Source organism: Paenibacillus sp. FSL L8-0708 (assembly GCF_038009325.1).
GTDB lineage: Bacteria > Bacillota > Bacilli > Paenibacillales > Paenibacillaceae > Paenibacillus_AQ > Paenibacillus_AQ odorifer.
This window is the reverse complement of the sequence record NZ_JBBPBC010000001.1, coordinates 6,554,530-6,574,818: the sequence shown is the minus strand read 5'-3', so window position 1 is coordinate 6,574,818 and position 20,289 is coordinate 6,554,530. Positions and strand designations below refer to the sequence as shown.

Sequence of the window (20,289 nt, the reverse complement as noted above, 5' to 3'; positions counted from 1 at the left end):
TATGATTGGAGTTGTTATAAGTAAATAAACCAAACTCTATCCAGTGGATGGAGTGGCGGAATTTTGTCAAAGATGTATTCTTTGGTTTCAATCGCCCCTTGTCATTTCGATGACAAGGGGCTTTATTATGTTAATGAGCTTGCTCAAGAGAAAGGGAAGAGGTTTACGATGAATATGAAGTTATTCAAATATGCTTTACTAGTTTTTTTAGGCGCTTGTAGTTATGGCTCACTCTCTACGATCGTCAAGCTTGGAATGAACGATGGCTTTAGAATGAAACAATTGGTAGGATCACAATACTTTTTTGGATGGTGTATGCTGCTCTTGCTGGTCTTATTATTTTCTCGAAAGAAATTAGGGTTAAAAACAGGCGGGAAATTATTAGCCGCTGGGATCACCATCAGTTTAACTGGCATATTTTATGGCTTCGCCGTTGAACAATTACCTGCTTCGATTGCGATTGTACTGTTATTCCAATTTACTTGGATCGGTGTAATTCTGGAGGCAGTTGTAGATCGAAAACTTCCTAGTCGGGAAAAAGTGATTTCGATGGTTATCCTTCTAATTGGTACAGTATTAGCGGGGGGCATCCTTGAGCCGAGTATAGGTGGAATTACGACCACTGGTGTGATTTTTGGCTTAATGTCAGCCGTGTCGTTTGCTTTCTATATTTTTGTGAGTGGAAGAGTAGCTACGCAGGTGCCTGCCGTTAATAAAAGCTTGTATATGACCACTAGTGCAATGGTTATTATTATGACTGTTTTTTCGCCTTCGTTTTTATATGACGGTGCGATTACCGATGGGCTTTGGAAATACGGCCTACCTCTAGGTTTGTTGGGCATCGTAATTCCAGTTCTGTTCTTTTCGATCGGGGTTCCGAAGCTGGGTTCAGGTCTAGGCGCGATTTTAGGGGCAGCGGAGTTACCGGCAGCTGTAGTAGCCTCCGTGTTAGTTCTGCAAGAAGAGGTATCATTACTTCGCTGGATCGGGATTATCGTAGTTCTGATCGGGATCGCAGCTCCGCAAATCCTACCGATGGGGACAGGGAAAAAGTCATCCAAACCATCACCAAAACAATCACTCCGTAAGGTAGAACTTTAATCGGCAAACTGGCATCGATGGTATGATCTGATCCTGAGAGGATTAGATTATCTATCGGTGTTTTTTTTGTGGAAAAAAAGATTGGTGTTAATTTTTCTGGTATCGATAATGGATGTCTATTATATAGTGGTTCTATTCTTAACTAAATGGAGATGACCACTTATGAACACTAAAAACTATGACTATTTTAAAACGCTGCATGATCAAAAAAATCCACTGATCCTGTACAACTGCTGGGATGTAGCCTCGGCTAAAGCAATAGAGCAAGCTGGATCAAAGGCGCTAGCAACCAGCAGCTATTCCATGGCGGAAGCGTGGGGATATTCGGACGGTGAACAGCTTACATTTGAGCTTATGCTTTGGATGATTTCAAAGATTGCCGAACGAGTAGCGGTTCCATTGACCGTAGACATCGAAGGTGGATATGCTATAGATGAGGATATTTTAGCGCATAACATGGAGCAGTTATTTCAATTAGATATCTGTGGTATCAATTTTGAAGATCAGATCGTAAATCATCCTAACAATGAACTATGGGAGACCAGCGAACAAAGCCGGAGGATTAAAACCATACAACAAGTAGCCTCCGAACTGCAAAAGCGCGTGTTTATTAACGCTAGAACGGATATCTTTTTCAAGGCTAAGGAACATTCGATGGATCTAGTCAATCAAGCTATAGAACGTACCTATGCTTATGCAGACGCTGGAGCGGATGGGATTTTTATACCGGGGCTCGCTGATCCAAGCTTGATTGAACAATTTGTTAAAAAATCGCCACTGCCTGTGAATATCATGGTTATGGACAGTATGCTTTCGAATCATGAATTGCAAAATATTGGCGTGAAACGGATTAGCTATGGACCGCGTAGTTTCTTTCAGGCACAACATAACCTCCAAGAAAATGCCCGGCAAACGCTTGATGCCTCAGGACTTTATTTAGAAATGAGCTAACCACACTATGATAACTAATGAGCAGGATATCGATAAATATTATAAGATGCTGGTCGAGAAAAATTCGAATTATGAGGGCGTATTTTTTGTAGGAGTGAAAACAACGGGCATCATGTGTAGGCCAACTTGTCCGGCTAAAAAGCCATTAAAAGAAAATTGTGAGTTTTTTGCTACAGCCAAGGAAGCCTTATTAGCTTCATATAGACCTTGTAAAAGGTGTCAGCCGCTATCCAATCCAACAAAAATGTCTCCTGAAGTAAAGCTGCTTGTAGAAGCTATTGAGAGCAATCCGGAACGAAAATGGACAGATAAAGATTTTGATGAGCTGTCTATTAGTGCAAACACGGCACGCCGCCAATTTAAGAAACAATTTGGAATGACCTTTATCGAATATGCACGTTCTAGACGTTTAGGACTGGCATTCAAACATATTAGGAATGGGGATTCAATCATTAACGCACAACTGGAAAGCGGGTACGATTCGAGCAATGGATTTAGGGATGCTTTTTCACGAACGATGGGGACTGTCCCGAATCATTCCAAGCAGATTAAAGTGCTGTACTGTACTTGGATAGAAACGATATTGGGTTCTATGCTGGCCATCTCCGATGAAGAGAGTCTTTTACTGCTGGAATTTGTGGATCGCAAGGGACTTGAAAATGAAATCAAGAGATTACGCACTCGTTTAAATGCAACTATATTACCTGAAAAGGTAGCCGTCCTTCACCAAATTGAGGAGGAATTGAAGCTGTATTTCACCGGTGAACTTACGGAATTTACAACGCCGGTTCGTTATTTGGGCTCAGACTTTCAGCAAAAGGTGTGGAATGAACTCCGGAAAATACCTCTGGGACAGACAGCTTCTTATAAGGAGCTTGCAGAGAAAATCAACAATCCTTCTGCTTGCCGCGCTGTAGCAAGGGCGAATGGCACCAATCAACTCTCAATCTTGGTTCCATGTCATCGAGTGATAAATAGCAATGGTGAATTGGGGGGCTATGGAGGCGGGCTTGCCAGAAAAGAATGGTTAATCAAACATGAGTCTAACTGCTCCTTAAAGGAGAATAATTTTATTTAACTACTTCTCTCTATTACGGAGAAAGTGATGGGTCCCCTTACTTCAAGGCAGGAGATTCATCACTTTCTGTACTTAAATACTGAACTAACATGTCCACAAATCGGTTAGCAATTTGAATATCCTGAAGTTCGTTGTTGAAATCGTCTTTGGAAATCAGGCTCATTTTCTGCAATAAACCCATCATAGACGTGAAGATGAAATGAGCAGTGGATAAGGGTTCTGTATCAAATTTTAATGATCCATCTTTAACTCCGGCCTCTAGAGCATCCATTAAGAAATGTCGTTCTTTACCCCGCATCACAAAATTTCTGTAATTTTCTTTGAGTTCTTTACTGTAATCATAGGCTTCAAAATGCAAATCGAATAGAAGAATGAATTTGATGTAACCTGGGTGTTGCCGGGCATAATCAATCCAAGCATTAAGCATCGAAGCAAGCATTTGCTTACCATTCATTTCAATTGAAGAAGGTGCGCTTCTAACAAATTGCGTCATACTCTCCAGGATTTCCATCTGGACCTCAAAAATCAGTTCGTTCATGGACTGGAAATGCTTATAAAAGGTAACCCGGCTTACACCAGCCACGTCGCAGACATCCTTAATATTAACTTTAAGAAAGCTTTGCTTCATAAAAAGATCCTTCGCCGCAGCAATCAATTCTTCCCGGTTTCTGTTTTTTAAATTCTGGTGCCAGTTCTCAGTCATGGGTTACACTCCTTTCTTGTTCTTTTTTTGGTTTTTGTAAGGTGATGAAAAAGGCAGATGCCAGGATAATTGCCCCAAAAATATAGGGGATATCCATGTGTTTGTCAAACATCAATCCCGCTAAAATGGGTCCAAGTATGTTTCCTATGCTGGTATACGTTGTATTTAATCCGGCAGCATATCCTTGCCGATCACCAGCTGAGTTGGCAATCAATGTACTTACTGTGGGTCGTAAAAAAGCATTAAAAGCAAAAAATAAACCGGATACAACTAATAAATAACCTAAATTGATCTTGAATATCATCAACAATAAGGTTATAGCGGTCATCACCAATGATATACGTATAAGCTTTATCTCGCCAAGTCTCTTAATCAGATGATCAAGCAGCCAGATCTGCACAATAATGCCTATAATAGCACCAACCGTAATAATGATTGAGATTTTCGTTGCATCAAAACCGTATTTTTGTTCCACAAAAAGGGCGTACACCGTTTCATAATTCATCAAACCAAATGTCATAATCAGAATGAGCAGCAGATAGCGGAAATAGGACGTCCGGAATGAATTTACGATTTGATTACGAATGGCTTCCCGAGGGGCCCATTTGTTAACGGATTTCCGTTTTTCCTTTGGGAGTGTCTCTGGCATATAAAAACAAAGTATCGTAGCGATAAGCCCAAGTCCACCCGCAAAAAAATAAGGCATCCGTATGCCAAACCCAGCGATAATGCCGCCTAACCCTGGACCAAGTACCATACCCAAATTCATGGAAGCCCCCAAGTACCCCATACCTTTAGCGCGGGTTTCATGGGTGGTGATATCAGCGACGTAGGCCATATTGGAAGGAACCATGATTCCGATACCTATACCCCCAATAAATCTTGCGATATAGAGTAGGGGTAATGTCGTAGAGACAGCAAATATCAGATCTGAAAGCACGGTTAAAAACATTCCGGAAATGATCATTGATTTTCTTCCCCATTTATCCGAAAGCTGTCCCCCTATAGGTGAAAAAATAAACTGTGCTGCTCCAAAAGCTGCAATAAGATATCCGGCAGCAGCTCCTGACGCATTAAACAGCTTCAGATACTCAGGTAGAATGGGAATAACCATACCTTGCCCTAATAAAGCGATAAATAGATTCAACATCAGAATGAAAAGTGGAAATCTAGCAGACTTAGATAAGCTGCTCATATCTTAGCCCTCCCATATGGTTTACACTATGTAATTCTTTACTCGATGTAAACCATGATAATGGAATGATGGGCCCTTGTAAAGGCGTATCTGAAATTTAGGATATGTCGTTTTTTGTACGTTTTTTCAAGTAAAAAAAGTACTGTTTTAAACAAAAGAAGGAAAATTTATGAATTCACATCATTATCCAAGTATGATAGCATGATCTATATATTTTGGTGTAAAGCGCGGGCTTATCTTAATAAGATTGGAGCGAACATCATGCTTAAGGTTCTGATCGTGGACGATGAACCCTGGGTTCTTGAGGGGCTAAGGACGATGATCGACTGGGAAAAATTCGGTTATGAAGTTTGTGGTGAAGCTCAAAACGGCACGGATGCGATGAGGCTTATCCAGGAGAATAAACCGGAACTGGTTCTTACGGATATTAATATGCCTGTAATTAACGGTCTTGAGCTTATTACAAAGTTGAATGAGGTGATGGAGAAACCTCCTAAATTTGTGATTTTGTCTGGATATGATGATTTCAAATATGCACGTACGGCATTGCGCCAGCGGGTAAATGAATATTTATTAAAGCCCATTGATGATGAAGAAATAGAGGCTTTATTAAGCAGGATCACTCCAATAATCCAAAATGAAATCGCTTCCAATGAGGAGTTTGATAAAAAGCAATTTTTTATCGTAAATAATATCATCAACCGCCTGATCCAAGGGGAGTATAACGAAAATTTAGAGCTTCTAACCCGAAACACCTTGAAGCTTCAAGCGGATGCAGAGTTAATGTGTATTCTTATCGAACCGTCCTCCTCTATGAATCCATTCCAACCGCAGATAAATGATTATTTTTCCGAGGAACACTTCTGCTTCTTTCAAGACGGATCGGGAAGAGCGGGGATCATTCTTCAGTCTGCTTCTATCGGCAATGAGAGCCTGGAGACTATCGTGAACCAGATGCATTCAGATCTCACTGAACAATCACAGGAGCTGGTCTTTCTAGCACTTAGCAGCAGAATGGTCGGGGTGAGCTCGATTCGAGAGATTTATAGGCAGGCACTTGAGGTATGGAAACGAAAAACGCATCAGCAGAAAAGAGGGGTCTTTTATTATAGTGAGCTTAGGAGCCTGAAAAAGGAAGAACCTCATGAGGATCATTTCAGACAGCTGCTGCATAAGGTCCAAACGAATGATTCGGAACAGATCCAGCCTTGTGTAAAAGAAGCGTTCACTGCTTTCGTCGAGAATCTGTTGACCCTTGAAGTTGTAAAAGCAAAAGTGGCCCATTTAGAGCTTACGATCTGTAGAATTATAGCTCAAATGAATGGAGACCCGGATAAGATTATGACTATGCTTCAGCAAGAATACGGAAATCTAGGTGAGCTTAGTGATTATTTTATATTAAGCCGTTATGTACAAAATCTGTGTGAACGGGCTGCCGTCTATCTGTCTGAACTAGAGCAGCAGAATGAACAAAATACGATTTACAAGGTTATTCAGTATGTGGATCGGGAATTTCGGAATAAATTAAAGCTTCAGGATTTGGCACAACAATTTCATATTAATTCTACCTATTTGGGACAACTGTTCAGAAAGCAAACGGGTCAGGGTTTTAGTGAATACCTAAATGCCAAACGGATTGAAGAGGCAAAAAGTCTGCTGAAACGAACACAGCTAAAGATATCGGATATAGCGGTGCAGGTGGGATTCTCTAACACTGATTATTTTATAGATAAATTTAAGCTGCTTGTAGGGGTAGTACCATCCGTGTATAAAAATGAGAATAAGAACCAACAGCTCTAGGGGAAGCAAGGTGTTTCATATGGAGAGAAAAAAATTCAGATTTAGAAAAGTAGTGAATGATATTCCCTTGAATTATAAATTTTCCCTTATTTATATCATAGGTGTTCTTCTCCCTATCATTATTATTAACCTTGTTTTTTTGGATCGGATTTCCGATCTGATCAAATCGAGAGAGCAGCAGAATCTAGAGATATCCTTAGAAAGAGCCCGAAAGGATATTCATGACTTCATTGAAGGTGGGGTAGCTGTCAGCTATACGCTTTCTGCCGATAAGAACCTGTATGAATTGCTTGAGCGGACATATGGGAACTCTATTGAATTTTATGACACTTTTGATGAACAGCTGAGAGACCGCATGAACAGCTATATGCCGGTGAATAATCAGATTGAACGGATTACTGTATTTACAAACAATGATTCCATTGTTTCTGGCAGCAACTATCAGGTCATCAATGAAAAGGTAATGAATAGTGAATGGTATAAGCAGTCGAAGGCTGCGAATAAACATCTGTTTCTTGCCGCTTATCATATGAGTGATACCTCTAGTGTGATTTCTACAGCGCCTTATTTGAGTGTTATTGAGCGAATGGACGCTTACAGCTCATACAATAAATTTGAAAAGCTGCTTAGAATTGATTTGGATCTCAGTAAAATATATGACGTGATTATCAGGGAAAAAGATTACTTGAGTCTTTATTTAGTTAACGAGCAGGACGAGATTATTATGTCTGCACAAAGCGGCTATCAAAGAGGCACCGCGGAACCTTATCCCGTGTTCAAGCTGCAGGATGATGAGCGCAAGGAGGACGTGCATATTGTACCCGTCGGCGGAGCTAGTTATATAAAGGGCTGGCGGATAATAGGAATTACACAAGGTGAGCGTATTACCCAAGCGATAATGGAGATTAGGATTTATGCAGGGATTCTGGCGTCCATTGTCACGCTAATCACAACCGCTTTTTTATATGTGATGTTAAGATCCTATAATTATCGGGTGAAACGGTTATCCAGACATATGCAGAAAGTATCCAATGAGAAATTTGAGCTGATTCGGATTGATGAAGGCCAGGATGAGATCGGGGGCCTGATCCGTAATTTTAACAGGATGACCACTACCATTAATTCCTTGATCAATGATGTATATAAACTGGAGATTCAAAAAAATAATCTGGAGATGGAAAGAGTAAGAGCTGAACTGAATTTCCTGCAAAGCCAGATGAATCCGCATTTTCTGTTTAATACGTTAAATGCCATTTTGGTGGTCTGTACTAAAAATAATTACTCGGATGTTACGGATATCATTAAGAGTTTATCGAAATTACTTAGACGGCTGCTGAGCTGGAAAGAGGATCTCGTTACCTTGGAAGAAGAAATGACTTTCATCGAGATGTATTTGAAAATTGAAAAATTCCGGTTCAGGGATAAATTCGACTATCAATTTGAGATCGATGAGCAGTCGCTTCAATATAAGATTCCCAAGCTAAGCATGCAGCCGCTCGTTGAGAATTCCTGCAAACATGGTCTACAGGCCATAGAGGGACTAGGTGTGATAAAAGTGAAGACGTTAGTGGAGGAGGGACGATTAAAAGTTACCGTCTCTGATAACGGTAAAGGGATAGAGCCAGAGAAGCTGCAAGAATTATTAGGTAATGTTCAAAATGAAGCGTCATCAGGAACGAATATCGGAATCCGCAACGTGTACCGCCGATTAGAATTGTACTATGAAGATCAGGTCCGTTTTGATATCAGCAGCGTTCCGGATGAAGGGACCATTGTCACTTTTGACATTCCACTAAAACTCCTGGAACGGAAGAATAGCTAGAAAGTGAGGGACCTCCTATGAAATACAAAGTATTATTGATCGATGATGAGCCTAGTGCGCTTGAAGCGATGCAGCTGTGGATTAATTGGCAGGAGCTTGGCTTTGAGGTATGTGGGACCTCCAGCAATGGCAAAGAGGGACTGGAGTTAATGAAACAGCTAGAGCCAGATCTTGTAATTACGGATGTTAATATGCCGCTAATGAATGGGCTGGAGATGGTCGCAGCTTGGCAACAAGCTGAGATTAAGGAGATCAAATTTGCCATACTAAGTGGTTATAGTGAGTTTGAATATGCCAAGACAGCTATACATTATGGAATTAATCATTATCTGATGAAGCCAGTGTTTCCGGAAGAGGCGGCAGAAGAATTGCTGGAGATATATCAGGAGCTGGAGCAGGAAGCTCAGAAGCGCAGTTTAAATCAAATAGCCTCCTTAGAGGAGGCTGTTTCTCTCCTGAAAGGAATGCTGCATGAGAAAGCTGAGCAGTCGAATCAGGAGATCCTTAACCGACTATCGGAAGGGAAAAGCCATTGGAATATTTGTTTGATACAGACAGAGCCGGTTTTGTATACGGACATCAGAGAGCAAGCCTCAGCCCTCCTAACCGATAAAGATTCGATGTTCCTGATGGATCTGGAGAGTCATTGTTTTGGAATCGTATATGGATATAATTCATTGTCCACTGAGGGAGCTGTGATCGATCAGATCGCAACTCCCTTGCTGAATGAACACCCAAAACAAGTTTTGTGTATTGCAGCTGGCGCTGGCGTAGGCTCCTTGCTTCAGATCGGGGACAGTTACCGAACGGCGAAAGAAGCATTAATGTATTATTTTTATTATCCTGAAAATGCAGCGGTCCTGACTTATCAAGAGATTAAGGATAGTCCCTTCAGTTATCACTATGATCAAATTCAACTGATGGATGACTTGATAAGACCTATTAACACACTGGACTCCGCAGATTTTAACCAGGCTGTGAACTCGGCAGCCCGCAGTTTCCGTGAGCAGCGCATCGCTCCAGAGGTTGTGAAGAAAATTGTTATTCATATGATGTATAAGATTATTGAGTTTACCTCGGAAGCCAGTGAAGTCCATGAGTCCTCCTTATCTAATCAAATTAGAATCCCCGCGATGTTAGACTCAATGATCACCTTGACGGACTTAATGCGTAATTTGCTATTCTGCGGCGAGGCCAGTATTGACATCCTTCTTAAGGAACAAAACCTAAGATCACAGGGGATTGTTCAGGAGATTAACAATTATATTGAAGAGCATTTTCGCGAATGTCTTACCATTAAGAGACTATCAGAGGTATTTTTCCTGCACCCGGTATATCTGGGCCAATTATTGATCAAGAAGAACGGTATTAATTTCAATGAACAGCTGCATAACCTCCGAATAAAAGAAGCAGTACATTTACTTCAACAAAATAAGTTAAAAAATAGTGAAATCGCTGAGAAAGTGGGCTATGGAAATTATAGTCAGTTCCTCAAGCAATTTGAAAAAAAGCTGCATATGAGCCCTAACGAATTTAAAAACACTAATACCTAAACTTTTTGGGGGTACATCTTTAATTCTGGCGTATTTTCAGAAGATTATCACCTCTATAATTTAACTTGTAAGGGCTTACAACATTGTTACACCAACAAATATATGGAGGTGCTTTATGGGGGGCAAGTTAATATCCAAATGGAAACTTAGTCTGATTGCTGTGTTATCCCTAAGCTTTACCTTAGCAGGGTGTGGAGGAAATAACAGCAACAATACGACGGCTAAGGGAGAAGACAAACCAGCAGAAACAGCCACTTCAACTGCTGCAGGAACAGATTCTGAGAAGATTGAACCTTTTGAAATTAGTATCTTTCTTGGAGAAGCAGGTCAGCAACCAACACCAGATAATAAAATTTATAAAATGATTAAAGAAAAAACAGGCGCCTCATTCAATTTCGAATTCTTAGCTGGGGATCTTAACCAGAAGTTAGGCGTAATGATTGCCGGTCAGGATTATCCGGATTTGATGACTGCCAATACTAAGCTGACAGGAGCGGAAGCTTTTATCCCGCTTGAAGATTTGATTGAACAATATGCTCCAAATTTGAAAGCGCATTACGCAGATTACTGGAACATGATGAAAGACCCGAATGATGGACATATTTATACGCTTCCGAATTATGGTGCGTATAACGGTAAAGTGAATACAACCTATTATGCAGGTCCTGCTTTCTGGATTCAGAAGGACATCCTGAAAGATGCTGGTTACCCACAGGTGAAGACCTTGGACGAGTATTTTGACCTCATTGTGAAATATAAAGAAAAAAATCCAACCATCGATGGAACGCCAACCATCGGATTCGAAATTCTTAACAACGACTGGAGAAACTGGGGGTTGTTTAACGCTCCTCAGCATCTGATCGGACACCCTAATGATGGCGGGGTAGTAGTTAATGATAACGTTGCAGAAATCTTCGCAGATAAAGACTATGCTAAGCAGTACTATCAAAAGCTTAATGAAATGAACCAATTGGGCGTTATCGACCAAGAAACATTTGTGCAAAACTACGATCAATATTTGGCGAAACTGTCTAGTGGAGCCGTTCTGGGAATGTTTGATCAGCACTGGAACTTTGGTTCAGCAGAAGATTCACTCCGGACACAAGGTAAAGATGAAAGAACTTATGTAGGACTTCCACTTGTGTTTGATACCAGCACTAAAGATTATTATCTGGATCGCCCAGCGCTGAACTTGAATAATGGCTTTGGGATCAGTATCAATGCCAAAAACCCTGAAAGAATTATTAAACTAATGGATACATTGATTCAAGAAGATTGGCAAAAAATCTTCACTTGGGGTATTGAAGGTGAAGATTATCAAGTGGAAAATGGCCGTTTTATAAGAAATGAAGAACAACGGAAGAACGCAGTTGATGCTACATGGAAGCTCAGCAACAAAGCAGATGCTTGGTATGCTACAGCTCCGAAATTGCAAGGATTCTTTGAGGATGGAAACTCAACAGATGCTGCGGCTCAACCAGAAGAATACCGGGCTGCACTCAAACCGTATGACAAGGAAATCCTTGATGCTTATGGCTACAACAGTTATGTGGATTTCTTCAGCGAGCCTGAGCCGAACCCAGTAGCTTATCCAGCTTGGTCCATAGATCTTGTTGAAGGCTCAGATGCCAAAATTGCCGAAACGAAGCTGAATGAATTGCGAACCAAGTACCTGCCAAAAGCAATCTTGGCCAGTCCATCAGAATTCGATAAGGTTTGGAATGACTTTGTTGGAGAAATTGGTAAAGCGAATGTCAAAGCCTATGAAGACAAAATCAATGAACAGCTTAAATGGAGATTTGATACTTGGAGTGTTAAATAGTTAGAGCTTGCTTAAAAATCAGAAAGTGGTGGCTTATTAGGCCAACCACTTTCTGAAATATATGGATGATGTGGGGAGAAAACATATATGGATGAGATATTAACGGGGAAAAAAGTTAACCGGCATCCTAAAAGAAAAAAGAAGCAACCGATTACTATGACCTTGATTAAGAATCAGAAACAGCTGATTTGGATGTCGGTTCCATTAATGCTTTATATTATACTATTTGCTTATGTTCCCATCTGGGGATGGACGATGGCTTTCCAAGATTATAAACCAGCTAGAGCATTTAGTGAACAAACATGGGTGGGTTTAAAACACTTCAAGTTTCTTTTTACGGACGATAGCTTTTTGAGAGTACTGCGCAATACGTTGGCCATGGGCCTAATTAATCTAGTTCTAGGATTTGTGACTGCGATAATACTGGCATTGCTGCTTAATGAGATCAAAAATGTATTTTGGAAAAGAACCGTTCAGACCATATCCTACTTGCCTCACTTCCTCTCTTGGATTATTGTAACAGGCATTGTAGCTACTTCTCTTTCGGTTAATGACGGGATTATCAACATCATGCTCATGAAATTGCATCTCATTGATTCACCGATCCTTTGGTTGAGTGAAGGGAAGTATTTCTGGGGTATTGTAGGTGCTTCACACGTCTGGAAAGAAGTCGGATGGAGTACTATCATCTACTTGGCGGCTATCGCCTCTATTGATCCGGCTTTATATGAAGCTGCTGAGATTGATGGAGCGAACCGGTATAAGAAAATGCGTCATGTAACTTTGCCGGGCATGAAAGCAACCATTGTAATCCTGTTAATAATGTCCGTAGGACATGTACTGGAAGCTGGATTTGAGGTTCAGTACTTGTTAGGAAACGGGCTTGTCGTAGATTGGTCGGAAACGATTGATATATTTGTATTGAAATATGGTATAGCGCAAGGGAATTATTCCTTAGCTACCGCGGGTGGTATTTTCAAAACAGTCGTAAGTGTAACGTTGCTGCTATTAGCTAACTGGACTGCGAAGCGGCTAGGGGAAGAGAGGCTGTTATAATCATGGAAAAAACTCAATTGATTCCTCAAAAATCTCCAAAAAGTAATGCTGGAAACCGGATGAAAAATCTGAGGTTCGAACCCGTAGTGTTCAGCACCTTCAATACTATATTTATGGTTTGTCTAGTTATTGTTACCTTGTATCCATTCCTGAATACTATAGCAGTCTCCTTTAATGCGGGGAATGATACCATCCGCGGCGGCATTTATTTATGGCCTAGAGAGTGGACCATACAGAACTACAAAGCGGTTTTTGCCTCAGGTACAATTTATAATGCTTTTTGGATTTCGGTAGCACGAACAGTGATATCTACGATCCTGAATCTATTTTTAACCACGATGCTTGCGTATACGTTAAGCCGGAAAGAATATGTTTTCCGCAAACATATTACCTTTATATTCGTCCTTACCATGTATTTTAGTGCGGGTCTGATTCCAAACTATTTCCTTATGAAGGATCTTCATTTGCTCAATTCGTTCTGGGTATATGTAATCCCGTCCATGGTAAGTGCATTTAATATGATCGTTATCCGTACTTATATTGGTACCTTACATGAAAGTCTTATGGAATCTGCAAGAATCGACGGTGCCGGGGAATTCAAGATCTTCATGAAAGTAGTCTTCCCTTTGTGTAAACCTGTTCTTGCTACCATCGCCCTTTTTGTTGCAGTAGGTGCGTGGAACCAATGGTTTGATGCGTTTATCTACACCTCTTCCCGCCAGAACTTGAGTACATTGCAATATGAATTAATGAAGCTGCTATCCTCTACTATGAACTCGAACAGTAACCCTAGTGTAAATAACGGGACAGGGATGACTCAGGAGTCGGTACATGCCATGGTTACACCAATCTCTATACGGGCAGCCGTTACGATCGTTGCTTCGGTTCCAATTTTGCTAGTTTATCCATTCATGCAGAAATATTTTGTGGTCGGTCTAAATGTAGGAAGCGTGAAGGAATAAGGAGCTTGCAATCACTATTAAGTAATAGGAAGGTTGTCTGTTAAATTATGACCCCATCTTTAATCACATACACGAATCCGATACTTCCAGGCTTCTATCCTGATCCAAGTATCACTCGGGCAGGGGATGACTACTATTTAGTTTGCAGCTCCTTTGAGTATTTCCCTGGCGTACCTATTTTTCATAGTCAGGATTTGATTCACTGGACACAAATAGGTCATGTACTCCATCGTGTAAGTCAGCTGGATACTCGTAAAAGCAAGAGCTCTGGAGGGATATTTGCCCCAACGATCCGCTATCATGAAGGAACGTTTTACATGATAACGACCGAAGTACACGGGAAAGGGAATTTCTATGTTACGGCTACGGACCCTGCGGGTCCGTGGTCAGATCCGATTAGTATTCCTTATGGAGGAATTGATCCTTCTCTAATGTTTGATGAGGATGGAAAAGTATATGTAACCACCCAGCAGGGGGCAGATTATGACTCCCATGCCATCCAATATGAGATAGATATTGCTACGGGAGCAGCGTTAACAGAACCTGTTGTTATCTGGACTGGGGATGGCGGACCTTGGACGGAAGGACCCCATTTGTACAAAATAAATGGAATGTACTATATCATGACGGCTTCAGGAGGAACGGCTAAGGAGCATCGGGAGATCATTGGCCGCAGCTCCTCTCCTTATGGACCGTTTGAACGATTGCCGCATCCGATATTGACGCACAGCGGTACTGACAATCCCATTCAGTATTTAGGGCATGCCGATTTGATTGAGGATCGTAACGGGGATTGGTGGGCCGTATTCCTTGGGGTAAGACTAGTAGATACAAAATTCACTGTGCTTGGAAGAGAGACTTTCCTTGCTCCGGTAAGCTGGACTGAAGACGGATGGCCGATGATCGATAATAATGAAGACACAGTTGGACTGGAAATGAAGGTTTCACGTGTACCTGGTCAATCGCCAAAACCTGAGACTAGTGGAAGATATGATTTTGATGATCAAGTATTGCCGCTGGGATTAGCCTTTCTGCGGAATCCGGCTGAGGGAAGCTGGTCCTTAAACGAAAGACAGGGATGGTTATCTCTTCGGGGACAATCTTCAGGTCTCAGTGAAGTAGGCCAAGTGGCTTTTGTAGGCAGAAGACAGCAGCATACTTCGGCAGAATGGAGCACGCTGCTAGAAATGCCTTCATCTATTGCTGATGTGGAAGCTGGACTTTGCGCCAGATTAGATGAGAACGCTCATTATGAAATTGGACTTGTTCAAAAAAACGGGCAAAAAGTGATTACAGCTCATGTAACTATGGATGGAGTAACCCATACAGCGGCAGAGGTTCCAACTACTGCCGAGCGAATTTATTTGAAAGTTAAGGCTGAGCTTTCCGAATACAGCTTCCTTTATTCTTTGGATGGGCAGGAGTGGAATAAGCTATCAACAGCAGCAGCGTACCCATTATCCCCTCAAGCCGTAAAAGGAAATGGATTTACGGGTGTTCTTATTGGATTATATGCAACAGGTCATGGCAAGGTGGCTGAGGTGCCTGCCTACTTCGATTGGTTCGATTATCAGTCTTAATTATTCGAATACTGATATAAATGCTTTTGTCAGGAGGGAACTTGTTGAGACAAGCTAGTGATTACACAGAACCTGCACTAAAAAATATATTTGCTGAGGATTTCAAAATTGGCGCAGCCGTTAACCCGATGACGATACAATCACAGGAGCACTTGCTCGCCTATCATTTCAATAGCATTACCGCTGAGAATGAGATGAAGTTTGAAAGTCTGCATCCGCTTGAAGACAGTTATAACTTTAAACTAGCAGATCAGTTGGTTGCCTTCGCCCGAAAACATCATATGGCTATGCGTGGGCATACTTTAGTCTGGCATAACCAGACTACGGACTGGTTGTTTGAGGATAAGAAGGGCGGGCCTGTAAGCAAAGAGACATTGCTTGCACGGCTCAAATCACATATTCAGACCGTGGTTGGGCGTTACAAGGAAGATATCTATGCTTGGGATGTTGTAAATGAAGTTATTGCAGATGAAGGAGAAGAACTTCTTCGCCAGTCAAAGTGGCTGGACATTGTCGGACCGGAGTTTATCTGCAAAGCTTTTGAATTCGCTCATGAAGCCGATCCTAAGGCTTTATTATTCTACAACGACTATAACGAGTCTAATCCACTTAAGCGCGACAAAATCTATAAAATGGTGAAGTCGCTGCTGGAACAAGGAGTGCCGATCCATGGCGTCGGATTGCAAGCCCACTGGAATCTATACGATCCGAGCTTAGACGATATACGTGCTGCTATTGAGAAGTATGCATCTTTAGGGCTTCAGCTCCAATTGACAGAGCTGGATGTGTCCATGTTCCGTTTCGATGACAAACGAATGGATTTAAAGGTCGCACCTGCCGAACTGCTCGAGCTACAGGCAGAGCGCTATGAAGCGATGTTTGCTCTGTTGAAAGAATACCGCGACGTGATTAGCTCAGTCACTTTCTGGGGAGCAGCGGATGACTATACATGGCTGGACGGCTTCCCTGTTCGGGGACGGAAAAATTGGCCATTTCTATTCGATGAGCAGCATAATCCTAAGCCAGCGTATCACCAATTGCTTAACGCTGTCACCAAATCATAGAGCGGGTAACCTGCTCAAGCTTGCGAATCATGAACCCGTCCTTTTCAATCCAGGGCGGGTTATTTATACGGGAGGAATAAACATGACAAATACCGCTTATGAGGCTTGGCTCAATTATGGTCAGCTGAAATCAGGATCTCTATACAATCAATATATAGATTGGTGTGTTGAGTTGGTAGTAACGGAGGACAACGAGACGATTCAGGCGGCAGCCGCGGAATTCATACAGGGGATGACCTCTATGCTGGGCAAAGCGCCACTGCTCACAGCGAAACCTGAAGGACCGTGTATCGTTATAGGAACCTTCCAAGGGGGGAATCCATTAATTAGTAGAGTATTCGCAGGAGAACGAACCGATTCACTGGGTCCTGAAGGTTTCCTTATACGTACAAATGCTACTGAGCAATGTATCGCTGTCGGTGCTTCAACGCCTGTTGGAATATTGTATGGCGTATTCCATCTGTTACGGCTGATAGGAACAGAAAGCGAGATAGACGCTCTGAATTTGTCTATGAATCCGGTGAACGGCCTGCGAATGATTAATCACTGGGATAATTTTGATGGCAGTATTGAACGTGGCTATGCTGGACGGTCCTTTTTTTACGAGTCCAATCAATTTCTTAACGATACAAAGCGGCTGCGTGATTATGCCAGATTGATGTCCTCTGTGGGGATCAACGCGATTTCGATTAACAATGTGAATGTTCATGAGCTTGAATCTCTATTTATAACGGAGCAATATTTGCCTGATATCGCGTTAATTGCAGGAATATTCCGCGTATACGGAATTAAGCTATTCCTCAGTGCTAACTTCGCCAGCCCGATACAGATCGGAGCATTGGAGACAGCTGATCCACTGGACCCAGCGGTGCGGCAATGGTGGAAAGATAAGGCGGGTGAGGTTTATCGAGTGATCCCTGATTTTGGCGGGTTTGTGGTCAAAGCAGATTCAGAAAATCGACCAGGGCCATTCACTTACGGGCGTGACCATGCCGATGGCGCTAATATGCTGGGAGAAGCACTGGAGCCGTTTGGCGGAATCGTGATTTGGCGTTGTTTCGTATATAACTGCAAGCAGGATTGGCGTGACCGTAAGACAGATCGGGCCAGAGCAGCGTATGATCATTTCAAACCATTGGATGGCCGATTTAATGATAATGTAGTGCTGCAAATCAAGAATGGACCGATGGATTTTCAAGTCAGAGAACCGGTATCTCCGCTGTTTGGCGCACTGGAACATACCAATCATCTGATGGAGTTTCAGATTGCTCAAGAATATACAGGGCAGCAGCGGCATCTCTGTTATCTCGTTCCACAGTGGAAAGAAGTCCTTGATTTCAATACTTATGCCAAAGGGCAAACTACACTTGTGAAACATATTGTGGACGGATCGGTGTGGGGAAATAAATATAATGGTGTGGCTGCTGTAACTAATGTTGGGGATGACATGAACTGGACGGGGCATGGGTTAGCTCAAGCCAATCTGTATGGATATGGGAGATTAATTTGGAATCCGGAGCTGACGGCAAAAGAAATAGCTGAGGAATGGATTCGCCTTACCTTTGGCACTGATGAAGGTCTAGTGGCTGCTATTCGCGGGATGTTAATGGACTCATGGAGGATTTACGAATTTTACACAGCTCCATTAGGTGTGGGCTGGATGGTTAATCCGGATCATCATTATGGGCCGAATGTGGATGGATATGAATACGCCAAGTGGGGAACGTACCATTATGCGGATCATAAGGGCATTGGTGTGGATCGTTCAGTCAAATCGGGAACGGGGTATAGCGGACAGTATATAGGTCTTAATGCATCAAATTATGAGAATCTAGCGTCTTGTCCAGAAGAGCTGCTGCTGTTCTTCCATCATGTTCCATACACGCATGTTCTGCAATCGGGACAAACGGTTATACAACATATCTACGATACTCATTTCGAGGGGGCAGAGCAGGCTGCACAGCTTCTAGCAACATGGGAATCACTTGAAGGCAGCATGGATAGTGGATTGTATGTGCAAGTGAAGCAACGTCTTGAAGAGCAAGCAGAGCATGCGCAGGAATGGAGAGATCGGATCAATACGTATTTTTACCGCAAGAGCGGAATTGAGGATCTTAAAGGCAGAAAGATTTATTAGATTTTGAACCGAGGGATGATGATAGTGAGCCTCACGATTAGAGCGATTTTGAAAGATTTAATGGGAACTGTGGAACAGGTAGAAGGGACTGTGGATATTCTGAACCCAGGGGAACCGGAAACTGAAGTCACAGGGATTATTACGGCCTTTTCTTCCACACAAAATATTGTGGAGCAAGCAATAGCGTTAGGAGCCAATTTGCTGATCACGCATGAAGGTGTATTTTATAGCCATCATGCGGCGAACGAGTGGTTAGAAGGTGATCCGGTTTATCATGCGAAAAAAAGTCTGATCGAACATTCCCCAATAGCTATTTTTCGTTATCATGATTATTGGCATCGGCAAGAGCCGGATGGGATTATGATGGGTTTGCTGCGAGAGCTGGATTGGTCAGACTATGTGGAAGAGCAGCAAGCGGCTGCTACGATTCTCACTATTCCTGCTATGACTGTAATGGAAGCTGCTCAGTATATTAAAAGTAAGCTAGGCATCTCTTATGTACGCGCTGCTGGTGACCTGTCTCTGTCCTGCAAACGTGTAGGGATATTAGTAGGTTACAGAGGAGGCGGGATGATGGCTATTCCGCTTTTTAATGATCACAATCTTGATTTAATTATCGCTGGAGAGGGACCAGAGTGGGAGACTCCGGAATATGTGCGGGATGCAGGGCACCAAGGAAAATCTAAAGCGCTCATCATGTTAGGTCATGCGGAGAGTGAAGCGCCGGGGATGAAATATTTAGCTGAAATCTTAGCAGACAAATATCCCATGCTTCCTACCCGGTTCATTGCTGAACAACCCATCTATCAGATGGTTTAATCTGGGGAAATTAAGAGTACGGAATAAATAAACATATTATGGAGAAAATGAAGGGAAACAGGTCACTGAGAAAGGAGTGTTTCAATGGAAATTCCTTTGGAGGCTGATGAAGTATTAAGTCGGATCAAAAAGCTGCAAAGCGACGGAAGCTCAATCAGTAAAAAACAAGTAAAGCAAAGCGACCCAGAGCTTATGAGAAGTGCGCTGTTCTTTTTTCCAAGCTGGGAGCATGCATTGAAAAACGCCGATCTTTTGTAGCCATAGTATTGTAAAAGGAAGCTAAGTGGACAGGGGGAGATCTCTGATTCTGCTTAGCTTTTTTCTTTTTTATGAAATCATTCGTGCTGTTCATGTGAAATAATATTAACAAGCTTGCCAAACGGATCGGGGACATAGAAACGACGAACACCCCAAGGTACAGAAACTGGCCCAATATTGGTATTGAAGATTGTCGTTTCTTATTAAATAGGAAAGTACTGGTGAATCACCCCCTTTTTCGCTTGCTTCAGAGCTGTTTTTCTAAAGAAAACGAGTAAACAAGAGCAAAAGAAAGAGAAAATGAAGAGTATGCTTAATATGAAATGAAAAGCATTGCTTTCAACATTATTTTGACCAGAGCCCTCCTTTACAAGAAAACCTTACAAGA

Annotated in this window: 16 protein-coding genes and 1 pseudogene; 14 read left to right on the top strand and 3 right to left on the bottom strand. The window is 42.1% G+C overall.

Annotated features, from left to right (window positions below; all coding sequences use genetic code 11):
• Nucleotides 1-174: 174 nt before the first annotated feature.
• The 3 genes from NYE58_RS30810 to NYE58_RS30800 all read left to right on the top strand — a co-directional run bounded on the left by NYE58_RS30810 (nt 175) and on the right by NYE58_RS30800 (nt 3,130).
• Nucleotides 175-1,101 carry an EamA family transporter gene (locus NYE58_RS30810; protein ID WP_076130480.1) on the top strand — a complete coding sequence of 309 codons (927 nt, stop codon included), beginning with the start codon at nt 175-177 and terminating at the stop codon, nt 1,099-1,101.
• 162 nt (nt 1,102-1,263) lie between these two features.
• A complete protein-coding gene (locus NYE58_RS30805) occupies nt 1,264-2,052 on the top strand; it encodes an isocitrate lyase/PEP mutase family protein (RefSeq protein ID WP_076277183.1) in 789 nt (262 codons plus the stop codon).
• Between the two features lie 7 nt (nt 2,053-2,059).
• On the top strand, nt 2,060-3,130 hold the full coding sequence (locus NYE58_RS30800) for a bifunctional transcriptional activator/DNA repair enzyme AdaA (RefSeq protein ID WP_341003830.1): 1,071 nt from the start codon (nt 2,060-2,062) through the stop codon (nt 3,128-3,130).
• 37 nt (nt 3,131-3,167) lie between these two features.
• On the opposite strand, the gene NYE58_RS30795 is transcribed toward NYE58_RS30800, so the two are convergent.
• Both NYE58_RS30795 and NYE58_RS30790 read right to left on the bottom strand, forming a co-directional pair.
• On the bottom strand, nt 3,168-3,833 hold the full coding sequence (locus NYE58_RS30795; protein ID WP_076194117.1) for a TetR/AcrR family transcriptional regulator: 666 nt from the start codon (nt 3,831-3,833) through the stop codon (nt 3,168-3,170).
• Nucleotides 3,826-5,028, bottom strand: a complete 1,203-nt coding sequence (locus NYE58_RS30790; RefSeq protein ID WP_076281961.1) for an MFS transporter — start codon at nt 5,026-5,028, stop codon at nt 3,826-3,828. The genes NYE58_RS30795 and NYE58_RS30790 overlap by 8 nt, the downstream gene beginning before the upstream one ends.
• 201 nt (nt 5,029-5,229) lie before the next feature.
• Here NYE58_RS30790 and NYE58_RS30785 point away from each other — a divergent pair, with 201 nt between their 5' ends.
• The 11 genes from NYE58_RS30785 (at nt 5,230) to NYE58_RS30735 (ending at nt 19,901) form a co-directional block, all read left to right on the top strand.
• Nucleotides 5,230-6,828 (top strand): response regulator, encoded by a 1,599-nt coding sequence (locus NYE58_RS30785; RefSeq protein ID WP_341003829.1) that lies wholly within the window; start codon nt 5,230-5,232, stop codon nt 6,826-6,828.
• Between the two features lie 19 nt (nt 6,829-6,847).
• Nucleotides 6,848-8,650, top strand: a complete 1,803-nt coding sequence (locus tag NYE58_RS30780) for a sensor histidine kinase (RefSeq protein ID WP_111506409.1) — start codon at nt 6,848-6,850, stop codon at nt 8,648-8,650.
• A 17-nt stretch (nt 8,651-8,667) separates the two neighbouring features.
• A complete protein-coding gene (locus tag NYE58_RS30775) occupies nt 8,668-10,203 on the top strand; it encodes a response regulator transcription factor (RefSeq protein ID WP_341003827.1) in 1,536 nt (511 codons plus the stop codon).
• A gap of 115 nt (nt 10,204-10,318) precedes the next feature.
• Entirely contained in the window at nt 10,319-12,025 is a 1,707-nt protein-coding gene (locus tag NYE58_RS30770; RefSeq protein WP_076184796.1) for a sugar ABC transporter substrate-binding protein, read from the top strand.
• 87 nt (nt 12,026-12,112) lie between these two features.
• Nucleotides 12,113-13,081 (top strand): ABC transporter permease, encoded by a 969-nt coding sequence (locus tag NYE58_RS30765; RefSeq protein ID WP_076277186.1) that lies wholly within the window; start codon nt 12,113-12,115, stop codon nt 13,079-13,081.
• A gap of 59 nt (nt 13,082-13,140) precedes the next feature.
• Nucleotides 13,141-14,043 carry a carbohydrate ABC transporter permease gene (locus tag NYE58_RS30760; RefSeq protein WP_139329891.1) on the top strand — a complete coding sequence of 301 codons (903 nt, stop codon included), beginning with the start codon at nt 13,141-13,143 and terminating at the stop codon, nt 14,041-14,043.
• A gap of 47 nt (nt 14,044-14,090) precedes the next feature.
• Nucleotides 14,091-15,623: a glycoside hydrolase family 43 protein gene (locus NYE58_RS30755; protein ID WP_341003826.1), complete on the top strand. Its 1,533-nt coding sequence runs from the start codon at nt 14,091-14,093 to the stop codon at nt 15,621-15,623.
• 44 nt (nt 15,624-15,667) lie between these two features.
• Nucleotides 15,668-16,687, top strand: a complete 1,020-nt coding sequence (locus NYE58_RS30750) for an endo-1,4-beta-xylanase (protein ID WP_341003825.1) — start codon at nt 15,668-15,670, stop codon at nt 16,685-16,687.
• 82 nt (nt 16,688-16,769) lie between these two features.
• Complete coding sequence (locus tag NYE58_RS30745; RefSeq protein WP_341003824.1) at nt 16,770-18,824, top strand: alpha-glucuronidase family glycosyl hydrolase; 2,055 nt, start codon at nt 16,770-16,772, stop codon at nt 18,822-18,824.
• 24 nt (nt 18,825-18,848) lie between these two features.
• The gene (locus tag NYE58_RS30740) at nt 18,849-19,643 is read left to right on the top strand and encodes a Nif3-like dinuclear metal center hexameric protein (RefSeq protein ID WP_445671796.1); all 795 of its coding nucleotides are present in this window, start codon (nt 18,849-18,851) and stop codon (nt 19,641-19,643) included.
• A gap of 84 nt (nt 19,644-19,727) precedes the next feature.
• The gene (locus NYE58_RS30735) at nt 19,728-19,901 is read left to right on the top strand and encodes a hypothetical protein (protein ID WP_169744809.1); all 174 of its coding nucleotides are present in this window, start codon (nt 19,728-19,730) and stop codon (nt 19,899-19,901) included.
• Nucleotides 19,902-19,978: 77 nt separating this feature from the next.
• On the opposite strand, the pseudogene NYE58_RS30730 reads toward NYE58_RS30735, so the two are convergent.
• Nucleotides 19,979-20,089: pseudogene (locus NYE58_RS30730) on the bottom strand (glyoxalase); the annotation flags it as partial.
• Between the last annotated feature and the right edge of the window lie 200 nt (nt 20,090-20,289).

Coding starts and splice junctions, on each gene's coding strand:
- NYE58_RS30810 (WP_076130480.1), top strand. CDS start 175: ATGAAGTTATTCAAATATGCTTTACTAGTTTTTTTAGGCGCTTGTAGT.
- NYE58_RS30805 (WP_076277183.1), top strand. CDS start 1,264: ATGAACACTAAAAACTATGACTATTTTAAAACGCTGCATGATCAAAAA.
- NYE58_RS30800 (WP_341003830.1), top strand. CDS start 2,060: ATGATAACTAATGAGCAGGATATCGATAAATATTATAAGATGCTGGTC.
- NYE58_RS30795 (WP_076194117.1), bottom strand. CDS start 3,833: ATGACTGAGAACTGGCACCAGAATTTAAAAAACAGAAACCGGGAAGAA.
- NYE58_RS30790 (WP_076281961.1), bottom strand. CDS start 5,028: ATGAGCAGCTTATCTAAGTCTGCTAGATTTCCACTTTTCATTCTGATG.
- NYE58_RS30785 (WP_341003829.1), top strand. CDS start 5,230: ATGATCTATATATTTTGGTGTAAAGCGCGGGCTTATCTTAATAAGATT.
- NYE58_RS30780 (WP_111506409.1), top strand. CDS start 6,848: ATGGAGAGAAAAAAATTCAGATTTAGAAAAGTAGTGAATGATATTCCC.
- NYE58_RS30775 (WP_341003827.1), top strand. CDS start 8,668: ATGAAATACAAAGTATTATTGATCGATGATGAGCCTAGTGCGCTTGAA.
- NYE58_RS30770 (WP_076184796.1), top strand. CDS start 10,319: ATGGGGGGCAAGTTAATATCCAAATGGAAACTTAGTCTGATTGCTGTG.
- NYE58_RS30765 (WP_076277186.1), top strand. CDS start 12,113: ATGGATGAGATATTAACGGGGAAAAAAGTTAACCGGCATCCTAAAAGA.
- NYE58_RS30760 (WP_139329891.1), top strand. CDS start 13,141: ATGAAAAATCTGAGGTTCGAACCCGTAGTGTTCAGCACCTTCAATACT.
- NYE58_RS30755 (WP_341003826.1), top strand. CDS start 14,091: ATGACCCCATCTTTAATCACATACACGAATCCGATACTTCCAGGCTTC.
- NYE58_RS30745 (WP_341003824.1), top strand. CDS start 16,770: ATGACAAATACCGCTTATGAGGCTTGGCTCAATTATGGTCAGCTGAAA.
- NYE58_RS30735 (WP_169744809.1), top strand. CDS start 19,728: ATGGAAATTCCTTTGGAGGCTGATGAAGTATTAAGTCGGATCAAAAAG.